The sequence below is a fragment of the Chitinivorax sp. B genome (assembly GCF_005503445.1).
Classification (GTDB): domain Bacteria; phylum Pseudomonadota; class Gammaproteobacteria; order Burkholderiales; family SCOH01; genus Chitinivorax.
In genome coordinates this window covers 110764-131927 of sequence record NZ_SCOH01000001.1, presented here as the reverse complement: position 1 = coordinate 131927, position 21164 = coordinate 110764, and the positions used below count along the sequence as shown (strand labels likewise).

20 protein-coding genes are annotated in these 21164 nt (G+C 51.8%); 5 read left to right on the top strand and 15 right to left on the bottom strand.

Features of this window, described 5'->3' with window-relative positions:
• Positions 1 to 90 precede the first annotated feature (90 nt).
• Positions 91 to 927, top strand: a complete 837-nt coding sequence (gene bufB / locus FFS57_RS00645; RefSeq protein WP_137935810.1) for an MNIO family bufferin maturase — start codon at positions 91 to 93, stop codon at positions 925 to 927.
• Complete coding sequence (locus tag FFS57_RS00640; RefSeq protein WP_137935809.1) at positions 924 to 1703, top strand: HvfC/BufC N-terminal domain-containing protein; 780 nt, start codon at positions 924 to 926, stop codon at positions 1701 to 1703. Before bufB ends, FFS57_RS00640 begins: the two co-directional genes overlap by 4 nt.
• A gap of 70 nt (positions 1704 to 1773) precedes the next feature.
• On the opposite strand, the gene FFS57_RS00635 is transcribed toward FFS57_RS00640, so the two are convergent.
• From FFS57_RS00635 to FFS57_RS00585, 11 genes are all read right to left on the bottom strand, one after another.
• Positions 1774 to 2907, bottom strand: coding sequence for an ABC transporter substrate-binding protein (locus tag FFS57_RS00635; RefSeq protein ID WP_137935808.1), 1134 nt, complete (start codon positions 2905 to 2907; stop codon positions 1774 to 1776).
• 556 nt (positions 2908 to 3463) lie between these two features.
• The gene (locus FFS57_RS00630) at positions 3464 to 5290 is read right to left on the bottom strand and encodes a putative bifunctional diguanylate cyclase/phosphodiesterase (protein WP_137935807.1); all 1827 of its coding nucleotides are present in this window, start codon (positions 5288 to 5290) and stop codon (positions 3464 to 3466) included.
• 231 nt (positions 5291 to 5521) lie between these two features.
• Entirely contained in the window at positions 5522 to 6469 is a 948-nt protein-coding gene (gene xerC / locus FFS57_RS00625) for a tyrosine recombinase XerC (protein ID WP_137935806.1), read from the bottom strand.
• Positions 6470 to 7168: a DUF484 family protein gene (locus FFS57_RS00620; protein WP_249383827.1), complete on the bottom strand. Its 699-nt coding sequence runs from the start codon at positions 7166 to 7168 to the stop codon at positions 6470 to 6472.
• On the bottom strand, positions 7165 to 8001 hold the full coding sequence (gene dapF / locus FFS57_RS00615; protein ID WP_137935805.1) for a diaminopimelate epimerase: 837 nt from the start codon (positions 7999 to 8001) through the stop codon (positions 7165 to 7167). The genes FFS57_RS00620 and dapF overlap by 4 nt, the downstream gene beginning before the upstream one ends.
• A gap of 7 nt (positions 8002 to 8008) precedes the next feature.
• Positions 8009 to 8311: a Dabb family protein gene (locus FFS57_RS00610; RefSeq protein WP_137935804.1), complete on the bottom strand. Its 303-nt coding sequence runs from the start codon at positions 8309 to 8311 to the stop codon at positions 8009 to 8011.
• An 18-nt stretch (positions 8312 to 8329) separates the two neighbouring features.
• Positions 8330 to 8746 (bottom strand): CoA-binding protein, encoded by a 417-nt coding sequence (locus FFS57_RS00605; protein ID WP_137935803.1) that lies wholly within the window; start codon positions 8744 to 8746, stop codon positions 8330 to 8332.
• A 13-nt stretch (positions 8747 to 8759) separates the two neighbouring features.
• Complete coding sequence (locus tag FFS57_RS00600; RefSeq protein ID WP_137935802.1) at positions 8760 to 9626, bottom strand: LpxL/LpxP family acyltransferase; 867 nt, start codon at positions 9624 to 9626, stop codon at positions 8760 to 8762.
• On the bottom strand, positions 9623 to 10177 hold the full coding sequence (locus FFS57_RS00595) for a M15 family metallopeptidase (RefSeq protein WP_249383826.1): 555 nt from the start codon (positions 10175 to 10177) through the stop codon (positions 9623 to 9625). Before FFS57_RS00595 ends, FFS57_RS00600 begins: the two co-directional genes overlap by 4 nt.
• Complete coding sequence (locus tag FFS57_RS00590) at positions 10174 to 11034, bottom strand: lysophospholipid acyltransferase family protein (protein ID WP_137935801.1); 861 nt, start codon at positions 11032 to 11034, stop codon at positions 10174 to 10176. The genes FFS57_RS00595 and FFS57_RS00590 overlap by 4 nt, the downstream gene beginning before the upstream one ends.
• Positions 11034 to 11891: a lysophospholipid acyltransferase family protein gene (locus FFS57_RS00585; RefSeq protein ID WP_137935800.1), complete on the bottom strand. Its 858-nt coding sequence runs from the start codon at positions 11889 to 11891 to the stop codon at positions 11034 to 11036. The genes FFS57_RS00590 and FFS57_RS00585 overlap by 1 nt, the downstream gene beginning before the upstream one ends.
• A gap of 69 nt (positions 11892 to 11960) precedes the next feature.
• On the opposite strand from FFS57_RS00585, the gene metK reads away from it, so the two are divergent.
• The 3 genes from metK (at position 11961) to FFS57_RS00570 (ending at position 14913) form a co-directional block, all read left to right on the top strand.
• Positions 11961 to 13130, top strand: coding sequence for a methionine adenosyltransferase (gene metK / locus FFS57_RS00580; RefSeq protein ID WP_137935799.1), 1170 nt, complete (start codon positions 11961 to 11963; stop codon positions 13128 to 13130).
• A 126-nt stretch (positions 13131 to 13256) separates the two neighbouring features.
• Positions 13257 to 13898 carry a DUF47 domain-containing protein gene (locus FFS57_RS00575; RefSeq protein WP_137935798.1) on the top strand — a complete coding sequence of 214 codons (642 nt, stop codon included), beginning with the start codon at positions 13257 to 13259 and terminating at the stop codon, positions 13896 to 13898.
• A gap of 7 nt (positions 13899 to 13905) precedes the next feature.
• Positions 13906 to 14913 carry an inorganic phosphate transporter gene (locus FFS57_RS00570; protein ID WP_137935797.1) on the top strand — a complete coding sequence of 336 codons (1008 nt, stop codon included), beginning with the start codon at positions 13906 to 13908 and terminating at the stop codon, positions 14911 to 14913.
• Positions 14914 to 15215: 302 nt separating this feature from the next.
• On the opposite strand, the gene FFS57_RS00565 is transcribed toward FFS57_RS00570, so the two are convergent.
• From FFS57_RS00565 to FFS57_RS00550, 4 genes are read right to left on the bottom strand one after another with little or no spacing between them, the layout of a single operon-like run.
• Positions 15216 to 17546, bottom strand: a complete 2331-nt coding sequence (locus FFS57_RS00565) for a two-component system response regulator (RefSeq protein WP_137935796.1) — start codon at positions 17544 to 17546, stop codon at positions 15216 to 15218.
• Positions 17547 to 17549: 3 nt separating this feature from the next.
• Entirely contained in the window at positions 17550 to 18293 is a 744-nt protein-coding gene (locus FFS57_RS00560) for an Hpt domain-containing protein (RefSeq protein ID WP_137935795.1), read from the bottom strand.
• A 47-nt stretch (positions 18294 to 18340) separates the two neighbouring features.
• Positions 18341 to 20593: a sensor histidine kinase, YfiR-like protein-associated gene (locus FFS57_RS00555; RefSeq protein ID WP_171013471.1), complete on the bottom strand. Its 2253-nt coding sequence runs from the start codon at positions 20591 to 20593 to the stop codon at positions 18341 to 18343.
• A 1-nt stretch (position 20594) separates the two neighbouring features.
• A complete protein-coding gene (locus FFS57_RS00550) occupies positions 20595 to 21137 on the bottom strand; it encodes a TOL_0243 family YfiR-like periplasmic protein (protein ID WP_171013469.1) in 543 nt (180 codons plus the stop codon).
• Between the last annotated feature and the right edge of the window lie 27 nt (positions 21138 to 21164).

Here is a 21164-nt window from a genome sequence, read left to right as displayed (position 1 = left end):
TCCATATTGCCCATGTCCAAAACACACACCAACAATGTCTTGGTACCTGTTCACATCTTGTGAGCCAACCTGTTCTGAAAGCAAGTGACCATGGCTGTCTTTCCCTCTCTGGGCTTTGGCCTGGGATTACGTACCGACCACTACAGTGAAGTACTTGCGCAACGCCCCAATGTCGACTGGTTCGAAATCATCTCGGAAAACTACATGGTGGGTGGTGGTAAGCCATTGCACTATCTGGACCAGATTCGCGAACATTATCCGATGGTAATGCATGGTGTCAGCCTGTCGATCGGTTCCAGCGATCCACTCAATCAGGACTATCTGCGTGAGTTGAAGCATTTGGCGGATCGGGTGCAGCCCGCCTGGATTTCTGATCATTTATGCTGGACCGGCGTAGGTGGTCACAACGCGCATGACCTGTTGCCGCTACCCTATACGGAAGAAGCCATTCGGCATGTCGCCTCTCGCGTCATGCAGGTTCAGGACTATCTGGGCCGACAAATCCTGCTTGAAAATGTCTCCAGTTACCTGACATATGCCAGTTCAGCATTATCGGAATGGGACTTTCTCTCTGCAGTGGCAGAACAAGCGGACTGCCTGATTTTGCTGGACGTGAACAACATCTATGTCAGCAGTGTTAACCATGAATTCGACCCATTGCGCTATCTGACCGGCGTACCCAGAGCGCGGGTACAACAAATTCATCTTGCTGGCCATACCAATGAAGGTAGCTATCTAGTAGATACCCATGACCATCCCATCCCAGATCCGGTGTGGCAGCTATATCGCGAAACCATTACCCACCTGGGGCCGATTTCCACCATGATCGAACGGGATGATCACATTCCACCACTCGCCGAGCTGATGGTTGAACTGAACTGTGCACGACAAATCGCAGCAGAAGCCATGGCTGAGGTAACAGTATGAGTCTTATTCAATTGCAGCTTCAGTTCCATAACTTTCTGAAGACACACTCAAGCGATTTTGCGCAGCAAGTAGTCGGCACGGAGCGCTTTGATGTAGCGACCAGACTCAATGTGTATGCCTATGCCTACAATGCCAGATTGATCGAAGCCCTGGACGCCAACTTCCCGATCATGCATCAATTGGTTGGAGACGACGCTTTTGCCGACTTGGGTGAACGTTATCTGGCCGCCTACCCACCTACACATTTCTCGATCCGTTGGTTTGGGCAGCATCTGGCCAAGTTTCTGGCAGAGACCCCCCCCTATTCAGAGCAGATACGTCTGATCGAGTTGGCGCAGTGGGAATGGGCTATGACCGAAGCGTTCGATGCAGCCAATGCACAACCGTTGACGTTGGCAGAGATGATCAATATTCCACCTGATGATTGGGCAAATTTGTATTTCCGGTTTCATCCATCCGTTCGACGTTTAAACCTGAAAACCAATATCCCACCAATCTGGAAGGCAGTTTCGGCAGAAGAGGCCATACCAGTTTCCGAGTCCAGCAGTCGACCAACTGGATGGCTGATCTGGCGCAGAGGCATCACCAGTTACTACCGGTCCCTGGCGGCGGCGGAGGCAGATGCGCTGGATAATGCACAGAGTGGCTTGAATTTCGGTGACATCTGCCAGGAGTTATGTGCATTTGTCAGCGACGACGAAGCGCCATTGCATGCGGCCCAATTTCTGAAAACCTGGTTGACCGAAGATCTGATCATCGGTCTGGATATACGATGAAAAAAAGCGCCCCCATATTGGCGAGCGCCTCAGTTCTGTGTCACGGCTTCTTACATCAACCTGGCTAGTTTCAATTTCTGAAACTGCCATCTTTCTGCATCACAGTCAGATCGACAAACTTTGACTGACTGTGACTGTTGGGTGAGAAAGCAACTTTGAACTCGCCCGCATGAACGGGATCGCCTTGCTCCAACGCAGCAATCAAACGTTCACGTGTGAGGGCTTCGCCGGCCCGCTTAAGCCCTTCCACCATGCTCTTGGCCGCAATGAAACCTTCCATACTGGTAAACGAAATTGGTGCTTTAGGCTGATACTTGGACATGGCCTTGCGATATTCGCGAACCACGGCCTGACTTTGATCAAATGGTGACGGCACCACTTGGCTGACAACAACACCAGCAGCCTGTTCACCCAGTTCCTCCGCCAATGGACGACTGCCTACGAAAGAAACGTTGTAGTACTGTGATGTAATACCAGCCTGCTGGGCACTCTTAATAAATGCAGCTGACGATTTATATGCAGTGATCATCACAATAGCGTCAGGCTTGCTTCCGGACAGTGACTGGATTGCACTTGCAACCTCCGTACTATTACGTTCCACAGTCCCAGTTGCCGCGATGACAAGTCCTCGTTTCTGCATCGCTTGCTCAACACCAGCCAAGCCAGCTTTACCATATGCATCATTCTGATAGAACACTGCGATCCGTTTCAGTCCCAGGTTAGTGGCATGACGGATGATTTTCTCGGTCTCATCGGCGTAACTTGCACGCACGTTGAAAACATAACGATTATGCGGTGTCCGAAGTGAATCTGCCCCAGTAAATGGCGCATAAAATGGTACCTTGGCAGCAGTAAACATTGGCATGACCGCGTTACTGGTAGGTGTTCCAACATAACCAAACAAGGCAAACACTTTGTGTTTCTCGATCAGTTTTTTGGTGTTGTCTGCAGCACGCTCAGGCTCATAGCCATCATCCAGTGAGATCAATTCAATCTTTCTTCCATTCACACCACCTTGCTCATTAATCTGCGCAAAGTAGGCCAGTGCGCCGTCACGCATTTCCTCCCCTAGAAATTTGGCAGGTCCACTCAAGGCAGCAGACTGACCGAGCACGATCTTGTCATCCGTAACCCCGACCTCGGCTTGCGATGTTGCTGCAAGCCACCCGACAGATAATGCTGCAACCAGCTGACGAATCGACATTTTCTTGCCTCCTAGTGGATACACAACTCATGCAAGTTGTGGATGTCAGTCTACCAAGCAGCATTGCTATCGCAACAACCCGACTGGCTCAAACCGGTTTAAAACCGTTAATCCGCCGATAAGCGGCAAATCACTTTTCTATGTTGCTATATATTGATTTTTATACATATTTTTTACATTCAGGCTTTTTGATGTTTGGGTTTAAATCGCCAAGAATCGTAACGACGGTCTGATCAAGCCAAGGTGTATCAACCGAATAGCATTTGGCCCAGCACATCAGCCAGCCAATTTATTTCAACACACGTGTTCAGCTGATCCATGATGGCTGGTAAAACTATATATTCGATGTTAATTAATTGATCGATTTAACCGAGCATCAAAAAAACCTATCGTCGCTGATGGAAGACATTTACAGAGTATTTGCTCTCAATCACCTTAAGACTAAGCCATAAGCGTGATCAGGCAAGGCTTGTGGGGAATACTCCAGCTTTGAATGGAGAGGGAGAATGAATAGGCCGGCTTCCGGCAGCTTAACTATTTTGAAAAATCACTTGGCTCAATGACCGTTCTTCACCAACAGTTGTTCGAAATCCGCTAACGGCTTGGGTGGGCTGAACAAATAGCCCTGCACTAATTCACAACCTGCGTTGCGAAGAAATTCAAATTGATGCTGCATCTCCACCCCTTCTGCGGTCACGCGAAGATTGAATGCCGATGCCAGTGACAGAATGGATTGGGTAATGGCGACATCACCTTGGTGGTCCGGTAATCCGCTGACAAAAGTACGATCGATTTTCAATCGATGAATCGGTAACCTTTTCAGATAGGCCAAGCTGGAATAACCTGTACCAAAGTCATCAACAGCCAGTTCAATGCCAAGCTGATGAATCCGCTCCAACGTTGCAATATGGGTTTCAACGTCAGCCATCAACACGCCTTCAGTCACTTCAAATTCCAGCGCAGCACCAGGAATACCATATTCCGCCAGCCAGGCAGCCACCTTATCGGCAAAATCATGTTGGGCAAATTGCGCTCCGGAAATATTGATGGATAGCTTGAAATCGGTCGCACCTTGATTCAGCCAATGCCGCATTTGTTGAAAGCAATGTTGTAGCACCCAGTCACCAATAGGCAGAATCAAGCCGCTTTCTTCTGCTACCGGCACAAACATGGCTGGCGATACCAATCCCTCTTGCGGGTCACGCAAACGTAACAGTGCCTCTGCCCCCACGATACGTCGGGTAGCCACATCGATGACTGGCTGGTAATGCAATTGAAAAGTGTGCTGTTCCAAAGCACGTCGTAATACCATCTCCAGCTTGCGGCGATTGACAGCCTCTGATGCCATACCAGGGTCAAACCAACATACCCGGTTTCGCCCGGTACGCTTGGCTTCGTACATGGCAATATCAGCATGCTTGATTAGCGTCTGCCGGTCTTTACCATGCTCCGGGCACAGCGCAATACCAATACTGCTGCTGACCGCATATTGGGCATTGGCAATATCGAAGGGCGTACCGACAGCCACGCCCAGACGTTTGGCCAAATCCTCGATGTGATTGATGTCCCCATTGGGAACAGGGGCCAAGATCAGAAATTCATCCCCGCCCAACCGCACCAGCAACTCATGCTCACTGACTTCTTCCATCAATCGCTTTGCCAGCATGCGCAGTAACGTGTCACCAACGGAGTGGCCATCAGTGTCATTAATCAGCTTGAAGTTGTCGAGATCCAGAAAGATGGCCGCCAAGTGGGGATACCACATCAGGAAGTTGTCGAAATGCTCCTCCAGCTGCCGCCGATTGGCCAAACCGGTGAGTGGGTCATGGTTGGCCAGAAAAGCAGCCTGCTCTTCCAGGCGTTTACGAGAGGTCACGTCACGGGCAATACCCGCAGTACCAATGACCCCACCTTCTTCATCAAACACTGGCACCTTGACGGTCTCGGTCCACCCAATGTCACCATTGGGCATATGTACCTTTTCTTCAATTCGCTTGGTACTACGAGATGTCATCACAGCAAGGTCGTCGTCGTGATAATGTTGGGCCACATCAGGTGGTAACAGATCAAAATCGTGCTGTCCGATGATGTCCGCACGGGAGATGCCGAATACCTCCTCAAATTTCCGATTCACCAACACAAAACGGCCTTCACGGTCCTTCAACCAGGCAAGATCATCAATGCTGTCCATCAACGCTTGCTGTCGCGCCTGCAGCAATTTGACTTCCCTCAGTGCAAGTCGTGTCGCACTTTGCAAAGGCTCCGCAACGGTCTTCATCTCTTGCAGCATGCGCAACGCACGACTTCGCCCCAGCCAGTAACTGATACTCGCCGTCGCGACAATGGCGATCAATGACAATAAGGTCATCCATACCAACGACACGATGTCCTCGGCTGAATGTGAAATAGATAGACCAAAATTGCGTATCCCCAGCAGCTGAAACGTGCCGGTATCGACTGGTGTCAACCGGTGGTCTCAAGTCAAAAGCAATCCATATGCCATAACAATAGTATAGATGCACAGGGCTGTCATGCCGCTCCAATGACGTGAATAGCCCCACAGACGCCACGACCAACGAGGCGCAGTAAAGAAGATTCCTATTAGGCAGTACGCCTATTCTGGCTTGCGCTTGGCGCGCGGGTGAGCAGTATCGTAAATCTTCTGCAGATACAGATAGTCAAGATGGGTATAAATTTGAGTTGTGGTAATGCTGGTATGGCCCAGCATTTCTTGCACTGCGCGCAGATCTTGGGAGGATTGCAGCAAATGGGTTGCCATAGAATGACGCAGGGCATGTGGGTGAACATGATCACTCAAGCCCTGCTTGATCCCCCACTCCGCCATACGCTTCTGAACCGCCCGTGGAGTAAGCCTCCTGCCAGTTTGCCCCACAAACAGGGAGTGCTCTTCTGGTGCAGCCATCGTCAAGCGATGTGGTAACCAGGCACGGATCGCAGCCAATGCCATGCGCCCTACCGGCACGACACGTTCCTTGTTCCCTTTACCCGATACACGCACTTCACCACTGTCCATTTGAAGTGCATTGACGGGAAGTGCCACCAACTCCGACAGGCGCAGACCGGACGAATAGAACAGCTCGTACATCGCTTTGTCACGAATCGCCAATGCATCTTCCGGAGCAATCGCTACCAGCTTGGCAGCCTCGTCAGGAGACAACACATGGGGCAACTTTTTTGGCGATTTTGGCGCACGTAGACCAATGACCGGATTCAGATCGACACCGTAACGCTTTGCCAAAAACGTATAAAAACCACGCCAGACAGATAACAAACGTGCCAACGAACGTCCAGATAAACCATCGTGATGCAATTTACCGATAAAGCGGCGCATGTTTGGTGGGGTCAAGGTCAGCAGATCCTGCCCTGCCGCCAAGACTAGCAGATGATCCATATCGCGCCGGTATGCCTGCCAAGTATGGTCGCTCAACTTCCGCTCATCACGAATCCAGGACAAATAAGCATCCGTTTGCGCCACCCCACCCACCGGCATTGGACGAAATTGGCTTTTTACAGTAACTGCATCCGGTTCATGCTGACTCATCTAGTCAACCTTTTTACCCAGCGGTATCGTCCGTAACAATACAGCCGACAGCAATTCACCAACACGCTTGAGATAAAGCGTCCCCATTTCTGGATAAAAGCGTTGCGGATCTTCACTGGCCAATACCAACAGGCCTGCCGTTCTATCCGTGACCAACTGCACTTGGGCAAAACTGCGCAATCTTGGGCTGGCCTCGCCGAACCAAGCTTGCACTTCATCTAACACATGTGGGCCACAATAGGGCTCAGTCAAATTCTCCGCCAGGGCTTTCAGGCTATCGGAAACTGGTGCAAATTCAGACTGGGCGGGGTCTGCACCGTCAATTCCCCAAACACGCAACCCCACATGTGGTACCGAGAAATCTTCCAACAGATTGTAAACGAATCCATTGATTGCCTCGGTGGCATCCCGCGCGGCCAGCAACGTCAACGCAAGACGATGTACCTTCTCGCTGATACCGTCGTTTTCTTCACCAAATTGCAGCAATTCAGCTAGTTTGACTTCAAGCAACCGGCTTTTTTCCCGCAGCGTGAGTATCTGTCGTTCGGTAATCGAGATAGCATGGCCACCGTGCGGATGTGGAATGAAAATATCTGCCAGTACATCGGCATAGATCTCGAAAAACTCAGGATGAGATTTCAGATAACTTACAACGGCGTTGGCTTCCATGGTCTGCTCTGCCATTTTGTCGACACTCATAATGTGATTTCACCTTCAAACACAGTCACAGCAGGGCCGGTCATCATTACCGGACTGCCCTCCCCTTGCCAACTGATACTCAGCATGCCGCCACGTGTATCGACTCGCACCGTGGCATCCAATAAGCCTCGACGAATACCCGCCACCACTGCTGCACATGCACCTGTGCCACATGCCAATGTTTCACCAGCCGCACGTTCGAAAACCCGTAACCGAACCCGACCACGATCAACGATTTGCATGAAGCCCGCATTGACCTTTTGTGGAAAGCGCGGATGGCATTCGATCAACGGACCGATTTTTTCCACCGGAAACTGATCAACATTTGGGACGACCTGAACTGCATGTGGGTTGCCCATTGAAACCACACTCACATCATAGTGGGTATCCGCCACTGCCAATACATGAATGACTGAATCCGCATCCGCAATGAAGGGAATCTGATCCGGCTGAAAGCGAGGCGCCCCCATGTTGACCGTCACACTACCATTATCCTCCAGTCGTGGCATGATCACGCCCTTGGCCGTTTCCACCTGGATTTCGCGCTTTGTGGTAAAACCCTTGTCATAAACAAAGCGGGCAAAGCAACGGGCACCATTGCCACACTGCTCCACTTCCGTGCCGTCACAATTGAAAATGCGATAACGAAAATCAGCCATTGGCGTCTGGGCAGGCTCAACCAGCAGCAACTGATCAAAACCGATGCCAAAACGACGATCGCCCCAACAACCAATTTGTTCTGCAGAGAAAGTAAATGGCTGATGAATACCATCCACCACCATGAAATCATTGCCCAAGCCTTGCATCTTGGTAAAACGCAGTGTTTTGCCCATCGCTGGTCTATACCTCGTAATCTGCTACCGTCCGACTTTCGCGCACAGCACCGATAAAGTCCTTTGTGGCCACATGGGCTGGATGCTGGTGATAGGCATCCAGTGCGGCACGACTTACAAATTCGCTGAACAGTACGACATCAGCCGACTGATGCGTCGCTGAAAAATCGATACCAATCTCAATATGCAATAGGCCGGGTATTTGCCCACGTAACCCTTCCAACAAATCTTTTATCTTTTGTGCATTACTTGCACGATCAGCACCTTCTGCATGATCTTTCAGTTTCCACATGACAATGTGACGAACCATGGTGTGTCCCAAACCGATTTACAAACACAGGTGAAGATAGTCGATGTAAATACAACGATCCATCACCACAAACAGGCCGGCATCGCGAGCCCGGCAGGCCGCTGCTTCATTGATGATACCTTGCTGAATCCAGATTGCCGGCATACCAAGCGAAATGCAATTTTCAACAATGGTGTCCAACTCATTGGCATTACGAAAAACATTCACCAGCTCAACCCGACCAGGTACATCCTGCAGGTGAGCATAGGCCGGCTGCCCCAGTACCGATGCCACACCAGGGCGAACCGGGACGATGTCATACCCAAAACGTTGCATATGTGCCGATACGTGGTAGCTTGGCCGGTGTTGATTGGGTGAAAGTCCCAGCACAGCAATCCGTCGAATACGTTGCAGAAAATCACGAATGGCAAGATCGTCTGGATTGGTGAACTGCATCTTGCTCATCCTTTCAGTACAACGACGGTTCGCCTTCCGGCCGGGTTTTGAAGCGCTTGTGAGTCCAGAAATATTGCGCCGGCATCTCCTTGACCCTCGCCTCGATGAATTCGTTCATTCGTTGCGTGTCCTGCAACACATCATGACTGGGAAAATCCGCCAAGGGAGGATAGAACCGGGTGATGTACCCCTCCCCTCCTGGACATTGACGTGTCACCACCGGGATCACCACCGCCCCTGTCAATTTGGCAATGCGGGACAAACCCGTGATCGTGGCTGCCGGCACCCCAAAGAATGGCGCGAATACGGCATCTTCACGCCCAAAGTCCTGATCAGGTAGATAGTAGAAAGGCAAAGTATCACGCTTGACCGCTCGAACCAGGCCACGGATACCGTCCTGACGTGACAGCAACACTGCATTACCAAAACGCTTGCGGGCTTTTAACAACAGCTCGGTCACCTGGGGATTTTTCTGCTGCGAGTACATCGAGCAAACCTTGGCATCCATTGCTACCCGAATGCCACCATGGTCCAGGCCCATAAAGTGTGGTGCAAACAAGATGATGGGTTGTCCGATTCGGCTCTCCAGCTCATACCAGCCCTCTACTTTCATCAATTGCCTGAGTCTTGATTCGGGTGCCCACCATAGCAATGCATGCTCCAGCGCACCACGTATGAAACTTTGCAAATGCTGCTTGATCAGCTTTTCACGCGCTGAATCTGATAAATCAGGGAAGCACAGACGTAAATTGGTACGCGCCACGTTGACCCGGCTTTTCGCCAGATAGTAAGCCAGCCAACCCAAACCATTACCGATTGATGCCTGCCAGGACAACGGTAAGTACTGGAACAGCCACAACAGGACCAACGCAACTCTCATACCACCCGATCCTGTCCAACTTCAGCGAATGCCCAATGCCAAGGTTCATACGATATACCGTGCGGATTGGCACGCGGAAAACTCATGTGAAATCCATACTCAGCAGCATGTGCTATCAACCAAGCAAAAGCCTGGGTGGTTTCGAAAATCTCTTCCAGCACATCAACATTAGGAGTCGTCACATCCACCGCCCTCCCTGTATGGTGTTCGCTGAAACCAGGTGCGGCACTGGCAAGCAGAATGTCATCCATCGATAACCCTTTAGCCATCTTGCGCGCAATCAATCCTTGTTGATACGCCACGCTGCGAAAAGCGGACACCAGCTCCAACACGATACCTTCCGCCACTGCCGCCGCCTGCATACTAAGCCACGCGTTAGCCGCTGCCGGAATCAAAAAAGCATCGCGGTCATATGTATCCAGCCCTACTGGCGTCAACAAAGTCGCTTCCTGTTGTGGGATTAACTGGCGGGTTGCGGCATAGTCCGGCGCAATTCCCAATTGCCGATGGATAACAGCCAAGCGATCAAGGTAATTGGAAGAAATGCTCATTTGTAGAGGTTTTTCTCGCCCGGCGGACGACGTCCAAAGCGTTTATGTACCCAATAATACTGGTCTGGCATTTCCAGTACACGTTGTTCCAGCCAGTCGTTGATGTTACGTGCATCCTGTTCCGGATCTTCGCTTGGGAAATGCATCCAGGCAGGATAGAAAGTCACTTCATACCCCTGCCAGATCGACAACTGCCTTGTCACCACCGGCACAACCTTGGCACCTGCCATTGCCGCCAACCGGCTTGGCATGGTCAAAGTCGATGCAGGAACACCAAAGAATGGTACGAACAGGGCATCCTTTGAATTGAAATCCATATCCGGCAGATAAAAAAACGGCACGCCACGTTTCAAATGCTTGACGATCGCACGCAAGCCATCTTGTCGTGCAAACAGCATTGGCTGACCGAACCGATGTCGTGCCTGATACAGAAACGCCTCGACAGTCGGGTTTTTGTTGCGGCTATACAGTGTCATTGACTCACTCAGCCGCTCCCCAATCGCCGCAGAGCCGTTGTTCAAGCCGACAAAATGCGGGTTGAGCATTATCACGGGTTGCCCAAGACACTGCTGCAGGTGTTCCCAGCCGTTTATCTTCACCATTTTCAATATGCGTTGCTTGGGTTGCCATACGTGCAAAGCCAGCTCTAAAGCAGCCCGGGTCAAGCGCATGAAATGACGCTGCCCAACACGTCGTCGCTCGGCAGGCGTCCAATCAGGAAAGCACAACTCAAGATTACGTAGGGTGGTTTTCTTGCCCACCCAAAACAACAACCAGCCTAAACCATAACCCAGTATGCCAATAATCGGCGTAGGTAAATAACTGACCAAACGCCACAACACCATCCACACACGCATCACGACATGACTCCGGTCGGCGCTACCACACCCGCAGGTACTTTATAGCGGTTATAACTCCATAAATACTGGCTCGGACACCGTGCAATCAATTGTTCCACCGCCTGGTTGAGCAAGGTCGCATCTACCACTGCATCCCCAGTAAAAGCTGTCGACAATGGTTCGATATGCACTGCGTAACCACGGCCCAGCGACAAACGCTCGCCATAAAACATCAACACCTTGGCATTGGATGACAACGCCAAACGGGCCAACAGGGTCATAGTGTAAGCGGGCCTACCGAAAAACGGCGCCCAGACACCACCACCTTCTCCTGGAGCCTGATCAGGCAAAATGATCACCGGTTCACCCAATCTGAGTGTTTTGAACAGTTGCCTTACCCCTGCCGATGTAGCAGGTGCTGTCTTACCATTGCCCCGTACGCGACCAGCATTCATCAGGGGCTCCAGCCATTTGAGCTTGGGCGGGCGATACATGGCAGTCAATGGAGATGGCAAACGCGAACTTAAGTAACGGCCAGCAATATCGAATCCACCAAGATGGGGAGTCACAAAAACAATCCCTTGCTTAGCAGACAACGCAGCTTCAACATGCTCCCACCCGTCACAACGCTTGACCAGACGCGCCACACCGGCAGGTGATCGACCCCATGCAACCAGTAATTCCATCGCCCCCTTACCAATTTCCCCCGCAATTTTCCACGGGGAGACATCCAGTCTGCTTGCAGCCAGATTGGCTCTCAATATGTTGGCAAAGCGTTGAGAAAAAGCATAAATCAGACGGCCAATGACACTGCCTATTCCATGGAACAAAAACAAAGGCAGGCTTGCGATTGCAACCAGAAGACTGTTGAGCATTGCGGCTTGTGATACACTCGAAAGCGACTATTCTAACTGCAACCTTACACAGTGAGCGATACGACAATTATGAGCGATACATTCCTGTTTACGTCCGAATCGGTGTCTGAAGGTCATCCGGACAAGGTAGCTGATCAAATTTCGGATTCCATCCTCGACGCAATTCTGGCCGAGGACAAATATGCCCGTGTTGCGGCAGAAACCCTGGTCAATACTGGTTTGGTAGTATTGGCTGGCGAGATTACTACAACTGCCAACATTGATTACATCCAGATCGCTCGCGACACAATCAAGCGTATTGGATATGACCATTCCGATATTGGCTTCGACTACAAAACCTGCGCGGTATTGGTTGCATATGACAAGCAATCCCCAGACATCGCCCAAGGGGTTGACGAAGGCCGAGGCCTTGATTTGGACCAAGGTGCCGGGGACCAGGGCCTGATGTTCGGCTATGCCTGTGACGAAACGCCACAGTTGATGCCTGCACCAATTTATTATTCACATCGGCTGATGCAGCGCCAGGCGGAACTGCGCAAAGATGGCCGTTTGCCTTGGTTACGCCCGGATGCTAAATCTCAGGTCACGATTCGTTACGACCAAGCCAGTGGCAAGGTTCAAGAAGTTGATACAGTGGTGATTTCCACCCAGCACCACCCAGATGTCTCACATGCACAGCTTACGGAAGCCGTCATCGAGGAAATCATCAAACCCGTGATTCCATCGGAATGGCTGAAGGGCACGCGTTTCCTGATCAACCCCACAGGTCGATTCGTCATTGGCGGCCCAATGGGCGATTGTGGCTTGACCGGCCGCAAGATCATCGTTGATACCTATGGTGGTGCAGCGCCTCATGGTGGCGGTGCTTTCTCTGGCAAGGACCCTTCCAAGGTAGATCGGTCTGCCGCCTATGCAGGTCGCTATGTAGCCAAAAATATCGTTGCAGCGGGCATTGCCAAACAGTGTCTGGTTCAGGTGAGCTACGCGATCGGTATTTCGAAGCCTGTTTCCATCATGGTGGATACCTGGGGCACATCCAAGCTCAGCAACGAGCAAATTGTGGAATTGATCAAGACCCACTTTGACTTGCGTCCCAAAGGAATCGTGCAAATGCTGGATCTATTGCGCCCGGTCTATACCCGAACTGCCGCATACGGCCATTTTGGCCGCGAAGAGCCGGATTTCTCTTGGGAGCGAACAGACAAAGCCGAAGCGCTTCGCGCAGCAGCAGGTCTCTAGACCAATCCAGACAAGGCTTTATGACGGGGCGATCACCGCCCCGTTTTTCATTTTTCTGCCATGCCCTTATCTCGGGGCGCTCAACACGCTAAAATACAATATTTTTTGCAACGATCAGGGAAGCCCATGTTCGCTCGCTTCATGCCTCAAGAAGGCAAATTCTTCGAATTCTTCAATGCACACGCGGACCAAATCGTCCTCTCCGCCCAGAAGCTGGTCACCCTTATGGACCAACTGGGCGGCGACGCCCGTGCAATTGAAGAACACGTCCAAACTATTGAATCAGCCGAATTCAAAGCTGACACCCTGACACATGATACGATCATCCTGCTGAACAAAACCTTTATCACGCCACTGGATCGTGATGAAATCCACCAACTGATCAGCTCGATGGATGACATCATCGATGTCATCCATAGCATTGCGCAGACCCTGACCATGTATGACGTCCGCCGTGCTACACCAGAGATGAAACAGCTCGCGGAAATCAGTTTGTCAGCAATCGAACGCGTTCGTTCCGCAGTCAACCTCATCAAAGACCCTGGCGAGCATGCTCAGGATATCCTGAAAACCTGCAAAGATATCGACAAGCTGGAAAGCGACGCCGATCGGATCATGCGCGGTGCTGTATCACGCCTGTTCCGTGAAGAGCAGGACGTACGCGAACTGATCAAATTGAAGGCTGTTTACGAACTGCTTGAATCAATCACAGATCGTTGTATGTCAGTTGCCAACACGCTTGAAGCCATCGTGCTCGAGAACGCTTGAGGTACTCATGACAGGAATGGAAATCAGCCTCAGTGTTGTCGTCATGTTAGTGGTGCTTGCACTGGCATTCGACTTCATGAACGGCTTCCACGATGCAGCCAACTCCATCGCCACCATCGTGTCAACCGGGGTACTGAAACCCCAGCACGCCGTGCTTTGGGCTGCCGCGTTCAACTTTATCGCGCTATTCATCTTCCATCTGAAGGTGGCCACCACCATCGGCAAGGGCACTATTGATCCTGGCATTGTCGATCAGTATGTCATCTTCGGCGCATTGGTCGGGGCCATTGCATGGAACATCATCACTTGGTATTTCGGCATCCCCTCATCATCGTCCCATGCATTGATTGGTGGCCTCGTTGGTGCCGGGCTCGCCAAGTCCGGACCTGATTCGCTGATCTGGGCAGGCATTGGCAAAACCGTTGCATTCATTTTCATCTCCCCGATCTTGGGCTTCTTTCTAGGCGCCATTTTGATGGTACTGGTGTCGTGGATTTGTTTCCGCGCGACGCCGCTTGCGGTAGATAACTGGTTCCGTCGGCTGCAATTGCTATCGGCAGGTCTTTACAGCCTAGGGCACGGTGGCAATGACGCGCAGAAAACAATCGGTATTATCTGGTTGTTATTGATTGCAGCTGGCTACTCCACCCCTCAGGAAGATGTTCCCATGTGGGTTGTGTTTGCCTGCTATTTCACGATTGCCTTGGGCACCATGCTCGGTGGCTGGCGAATCGTCAAAACCATGGGTCAACGGATCACCAAACTCAAACCCGTAGGTGGATTCTGTGCCGAAACCGGTGGTGCAATGATGCTTTTCTTTGCCTCCGCATTGGGCATCCCGGTCTCCACCACACATACCATCACCGGCTCGATTGTCGGTGTCGGTGCAGCCCGTAAATTCTCATCAGTCCGCTGGGGCGTTGCGGGTGGCATCGTTTGGGCATGGATCCTCACCATCCCCGCCAGCGCAACAATCGCTGCATTCTTCTTCTGGATTGGCGAACACTTGTTCTAACCCGAAGCTGCACCATCACAACAGCGTGTGCTCCACCCAAAACCGCTCACGAATTTATTCGTGAGCGGTTTTTTATGGACTGACTAAGCTGCCCCGTGCAGCATGACTTGCAATGATCAATTGAACCCTACATGGGAAGGAAGCCGTCTCAGGCTAAGACTGGAATCAATGATTACAGCATGCGAATCCCAATGGACATTGTGGCGGCAGGTCGGTCTTGACTAAGTATCGCCAGCAGGGAAAACAGCTCCGTTTTAAATGCTACGGTAAATAGGCGATTCGCAATGTCTTCTGCCTTCATGTCACCGATGATGCCATGATGCGGGCGATGAACTGGTCCCCTTGCTGGTCAACGGTAGTAACCATTCCGCATCTGTTACTGAATCAGGTTCCAGTTCCAGATGTTTATCGTTGCGTAACATCGATTCAAATTCCGCTGCTGGAACTGGGCGGCTGAAATAATACCCTTGAATCTGATCACACCCCTTGGCCCGCAGAAACCGTAACTGCTCGTTCGTCTCCACACCTTCCGCAATCACATGCATTTGCAAATTGTGAGCCATGGAGATAATCGCGCTGGCAATTGCGGCATCCTCTGAATCAGTCGTAATGTCCGAGACAAATGTCCGGTCGATCTTCACCGTATCAAACGGGAAGCGCTTCAAGTAAGCCAGTGACGAATAGCCCGTGCCGAAATCATCCAACGACAGATGCAAACCGCATTGCGTGAACGCCTGCATGGTTCGTTCAGCTTCCACCAGATTTTGCATCACCAACGTTTCCGTCAATTCCAACTCGACGAAATTGGGAGCCAGTCCATAGGATGACAAAGCTTCCTGTACCGACTCCTGCACATCCCCCTTACGGAATTGCAAGGCGGACAGGTTCAGCGCGATTGGCACGGTCCGAACCTGTTGTGCCCGCCACTCAGCCTGCTGTTCGCACACTGACTGGATCACCCAACTGCCAATGGGCACAATCAGTCCCGTTTCTTCCGCCAGCGGGATGAAGTCGCTCGGTGGTACCATTCCCCGTTCCGGATGGACCCAACGGATCAGTGCTTCGGCCCCAGCAATACGGCCGCTGGCCAAATCCACCTTGGCCTGGTAATACAGGACAAACTGTTTTTGTTCCAATGCCTTGCGCAGCAGGCTTTCCAGCTCGAATTTTTCCGCCATGCGCGCATTCAGTTCTGGAGAATAGTAGGAATATCGTTCATTGGATGCCTTGGCCTGCTTCAAAGCCGCTTCTGCATTCTTGAACAATGTTTCTGCGTCGTCGCCGTCGCTGGGATACAGTGCCACACCGACATGCCCTGATAAGTGCAATTCAGCACCATCAATCACCATCGGCTGGCTCAACAATACATTGATCTGATCCACCAACACCGCCACTTCATCAGCTGCTGTCTGAGTACCTGCCACAGCAAAGCTATCGCCCGTCAGGCGGGTAATGCTGTACCGCCTGTCCAATTCGTTGGTCAAGCGATTGGCCACCTCCTTCAATACCTGATCGCCCGCATGACGTCCCAGGCCATCGTTCACTTGCTTGAAGCGATCCAGATTGGCAATCGCCATCACTGCGATCCCACTTTCGTGCTTGGCCGCCTGCACAATCTGGCTCAACCGGTCCAGAAACAGCACATTGTTGGGCAAACCAGTCAATACGTCATAGAAGGACAAATAATTGACACGCTCTTCCTGTTCGATATGCTTCATGGCAAACGAAATATCACCTGCCAGCTCGTTCAACAATTTCAGCTCTTCATCATCAAAATAGCCTGCATCATGGGCATACAACACCATTGCCCCAGTTGCTTGGGTATCGGGCATCAATGGCAGGGCAATCAGTGATAGAAAGCCATGATCAAGTGCATCCCTGCAAACCTGATCTGCGTCGGAGCAAGCCCGGATATCGTTGCTGAAAGCTGGTCGCCCGCAGCCCATGGCCATATGGACCACACCCTGCTGTCCATTGGCTTGCAACGGCAGCGCCATGATCAGTGAATTGAGACGCTCCTCTGTCATTCCTTGCCGGGCCACCTGGACCATCGTGGCCCCTTGGGCGAGCACAATCCATGCCGTATCGAAACCGCCTTGTTCCACCGCAATGCGGCACGCCTCGGTAAATAGCATCTGACGGTCACGCGTGCGTAGAATCACTGAATTGATGTCGCTCAGCAGCGTCTTGATACGACTTAGCCGTGCAATCTTCTGCTGCTGTATTTCGAGCTGCGTCACATACCGTTCAAGCATGGTCGCCCTCACCAGGGAAAGATGGGTACGCACTCGTGCCCGGACAATCGCAGGTGACACAGGCTTGATGATGTAATCCACCCCACCACATTCAAATCCGGCAGCTTCGTCACCCACCTCACCCAGCGCAGAAACAAAAATCACCGGGATATTTTCCGTCTTGGCATCTTGCTTGAGTTTGCGGCACACCGTGTAGCCATCCATGTCCGGCATACGAATATCCAACAGAATCAATGATGGCTGGTGTTTCTCTGCAGCAGCCAGCCCTTCCGTTCCACTCCGTGCGAATGCCAACGGGTAGTCATTTTTCAGAATCTGCTTCAACGTTGCCAAATTGCTTGGCTCATCGTCGATGATCAGAATAGGATTGGTCGCCATGGGTTACTCCTCCAACACAATCTGCAAGTCCGTTGCAAGTTGGCGTGCCAATTGCTCCGCACTACGGAAATCAAATGCATCGATACAGGCACGAATCGCCATCAGAGACTCGGCCTGGATTGCCCCTGCCAAAGCGTTGAGCACAGGCTCCGCCTGATCCGGATTGTCGGTATCCAATGCCCGAATCAGCTCCGCAAGCAACGGCGAGGAGTCAACCTCGTGCTGCAGAGGGGCTGTCACAGTCGAATCACGCAGCTCGGCTTGCCCAACCCATTCGGCAATGGACTCCAGGGCGGTTTCCAGTGCAACATTCAATCTGCACACAGCATCGGCAGGATCTTCGTTTCGGACAATGGCACCTTCGATTTCCGATGCATAAGGGTACACTTCGACCAGTGCAAGATTACCCGCTGCCCCGACCAGTTTGTGCGCCATGCCCCGAAGGGCAGCCCAATCTTTGTTCTGATACAGCAGATTGAGCTGAGCACCGCAATCTGCATAGTCCTCAGCAAATTTCCCCAAAAATTTCCGATAGATTTCAATCTCCCCCCAGGATCGCATGCCGCGCTCAAAGTCGATTCCCGGCAGATCGGGCAATTGGGGTGCTTTAGGGGTCGGCAGCGGCGGCGACAGTGGCGCAGGGGCCAATGGTGTTGGGTCAGGATTACGCATGGTATACCTTGTCAGCTTGAGAATGGTCTCCAGCAAATCATCAACATTGAAAGGCTTGGCAACAAAGGCATTCATGCCAGCCTGTTGCGCTGCATCTTGCTGGGCCTTGAATGCCCCAGCGGTCAGGTCAGGGCAATCACTGGCAAGGTATACAAGTGCAACGTTTCACGCAGTTGGCGAGTGGCTTCATACCCATCCATGACCGGCATTTGAACATCCATCAGTACCACATCGACATCACTGGAATGTGAAAGCAGCCAATCAATCGCTGCCTTGCCATCTGGCGCCAGCGAAACCGTCGCTCCCTCCGATTGCAATATCCGTGATGCCACTTCACGATTGATCTCGCTATCATCCACAACCAGCACACTGATCCCGGTCAACCGTTTGTCATGCCCAGATTGCGAAAGTTGGCATTGACCATCACGCCAGCGCCGTCGTAACGCCTCGGCCACACTGTTGTAAAGTGAGGAACCGGTGACAGGCTTACTCAACACGCCATCAACCACATTGATATCGGATTGTTTCAACAATTCCTCACGTGAAAAAGCGGTCACCATCAATACAATCGGTGCAGTTTGCTCACCAAGTGACTGCCTGATCGATTTGGCCACGGCCAAGCCATCCAGGCCAGGCATTTTCCAATCCAGAAGTAATACATCGAAACCATGACTTTCACTCGCCTTGGCGGCCATCTTTTGGATGGCAATCTCGCCTGATTCGGCCTGAATCGGGGCCCAGCCGATGGAGCGTGCTGTCAGTACCAGATTTTCACGTGCGATTTCGCTGTCATCCGCAATCAGCACATCAAGATTTGCCAATTCCGGCGGGGCATACTGCTTGGCCTCTGCCAGATCCACTTTGATGGTGAACCAGAATTCACTCCCTTTTCCGGGCACGCTGATCACGCCGATGTCGCCCCCCATTTTATTGACCAGATGCCGGCAGATAGTCAGCCCCAACCCAGTACCACCAAACCGGCGCGTGGTCGACGTATCCGCTTGTGAAAACGCGTTGAAGATCTGGGTTTGCTTTTCCAGCGGGATACCGATCCCGGTATCGGCAACGGAAAATCTCAACGTGACGGTATTGTCTTCGCGCGCCAGCAAGGTGATGCCCACTTTGACAGACCCGCTCTCGGTGAACTTGATGGCATTGCCAGTCAGGTTGATCAAAATCTGCTCCAGACGCAACGCGTCACCCAGTAACTGCACACCGATTTCCGGTGGAGGGGCAATGACCAGCTCCAGATCCTTGTTGCCCAAGTTGGCCCCCATGATGCTCGCCAAGTCGTCCAGCACATCAGTCAGACGGAATGGCGTATGCTCAATCTCCAACCGGCCGGCATCGATTTTGGAGACGTCCAGGATGTCATTGATGATGGATTGCAACGAACGGCCTGCTCCACGTATCTTCTTGACCAACTCGGCAGAGTCGTTGTCCAGTGGTTTTTGATCAAGCAGATAAGCCAATCCCAGAACAGCATTCATGGGTGTTCGGATCTCATGACTCATATTGGCCAGAAAATCTGCCTTGGCGCGATTAGCCGACTCGGCCTCCTCCGTTCGAACGACCAATTCCTGATTGGCGACCTGCAACGCGGTGGTACGTTCTGCCACACGCTGTTCTAATTCGGCATTCAAAGTGCGTACTGCATTCTCGGCGTGACTACGCTCTGTCATCTCATGCTCAAGCGTCTGCAGCATGCCATTGAATGCATCGGCCAACTGGCCAATTTCATCTTCAGTGGTTTTAATGGCACGTAAGTGGAAATTACGTTGTGCCATGACTTGACGTGCCACGGTGCTGACCGCCTGAATCGGCTCTGAGATCCAGCGCTCCAGCTGAGAATACACGGCCAGCCCCAGCAGCATACTTGCCAGCAAGACCCCCCCCAGAATGACCAGATAGTCCTGTAACCATTGCGACAGGACATATCGCTCACGTAGATAGACCGTACCGATGATTTCAGCGCCGATGACGACGCGCTTGAACAGGATCAACTCGTCATTATCGAATCGATGACCGTCCAATGCCGGGACAGCAGGTATTTCAGCAACCCTGACACCCTCCCTGATGTAGCGTGCAAACAACTTGCCATTTGCACGGTACAAGGCGGCACCCAGAATATTGGGGTTGGCACGCAATTGCTGCAGGTTATCTGTCGCCACTTTGGCATCATCAAATTCCAATGCAGTAGCAGACCCCTGTCCCAGAATATTGGCCAGAACCGTCAGTTGATCTACCGTCTTGGCACGTGCCTCGGTCAGATCGTGGTACAGCAGTGCACCACCAGCCGCCAGTAATGTGCACACATTGGCAATCACTACCAGTAACAGCAATTTGTGCCTTATCGATCGAAGTCGAATCGCCACGTCATGGCCTCCCTGTTTCGATACGTTGCGCAACCGCCAGCAACCGGGCACTGACCTTAAGCCCACTGCGCTCTGCGTGAACAACGGAAACCTCAAAACGGACCCGATTATCAACTGGTACAAAGTTGATGACACTTCCAAAATCCAAGCCACCGGCAGAGTCGGTAATCGTCAAAACAGGCTGGGCTTGAATGGCACTCAACAACCTTTTCAAATTGCTGGCTTCCTGTTGGGCGATATACAACACGTGCACACCGGCGATCGAGTCATCTGTCCTGAGTTGCTTGACCTCAATGGCCCGATTGTTGACCAACCGGCCAGATTTCAGCCTACCCAGTTCAGTTGCCACTGCATCGGCTCCAATGACGCCGATGATGACAGGCGCCCCCAATTGAGCAAAGGCGGTAGATGGCCATTCGACATAGCCCAGAAACTTATACAGATAGGCAGCCTTGATCTGATGCTCCAGATCCGGTTCATTCAATGCCATCGCCGACGGGCCAGTAGCACATACCAACATCAACAAGAGCAGACGCTGGCACATTTGGCCAGCTTTCCCTTGTTGACACAG